General features: G+C 76.4%; 2 protein-coding genes. Both read right to left on the bottom strand.

Annotation, left to right across the window (positions count from 1 at the left end):
* Positions 1–26: 26 nt before the first annotated feature.
* Positions 27–278: a hypothetical protein gene (locus tag ACK4SE_RS14130; protein WP_409693995.1), complete on the bottom strand. Its 252-nt coding sequence runs from the start codon at positions 276–278 to the stop codon at positions 27–29.
* Positions 279–336: 58 nt separating this feature from the next.
* On the bottom strand, positions 337–585 hold the full coding sequence (locus tag ACK4SE_RS14125; RefSeq protein WP_409693998.1) for a hypothetical protein: 249 nt from the start codon (positions 583–585) through the stop codon (positions 337–339).
* Between the last annotated feature and the right edge of the window lie 30 nt (positions 586–615).

The raw sequence follows: 615 nt of genomic DNA, 5'->3' as shown, positions 1-615 counted from the left end.
CTGCCTGCATGGGTGCAGCGGGGAGATCAGTCACCGCCGCAGGCACGCGCTTGCGCCGGCGCACGACCTGGCAGCGCCGGCACGGGCGCGGGCACTGCCTGTTCCGCGCGCGTTGCAATCTGGAACGACCCCGCCGCGCCCGCCTCCCCGCCCGTCTGTGCGTGTCGACTCAGTTCTTGCTGCGCCGGCAGCAAAGGCAGCGTCGCGGCGTGGTCACGCACCGCTTGCGAGCCGCCGCCGCCGCCCGCCGCGATGGCGGTCAGATCCGCACCCGACACCTCGCCCGCCTCCAGGAACTGAGGGGCAGGTGGGGGTGAGCACTTCCGCTGCGCGGCGCTAGGAGCGCGGAGCGCGGCGCCGCACCTCATGGTGCGCCGGCAGCCCCGTCTCGTCTCGCGCATCACCGTGCTCGCCGTGCGAGCCCGCGAACTCAGCCAGCTGGGGGGACGCAACTGGGCTGCAACCCTCCGCGCCCGCCTCCCCGCCGCCCACACCGCCGTGCCCGCAGCAGTACCGCGTGGCGCCGCCGCCGCCGCCGCCCGCTGCCACCAGCAGCGGCTGCTCGTGCCCTCGCTGCCGGCGCACCAACGTCGCGCCGCCGCCGCCGCCACCAGC

This window comes from Brevundimonas sp. (assembly GCF_046293315.1).
GTDB lineage: Bacteria > Pseudomonadota > Alphaproteobacteria > Caulobacterales > Caulobacteraceae > Brevundimonas.
This window is presented reverse-complemented; position numbering and strand designations above follow the sequence as displayed.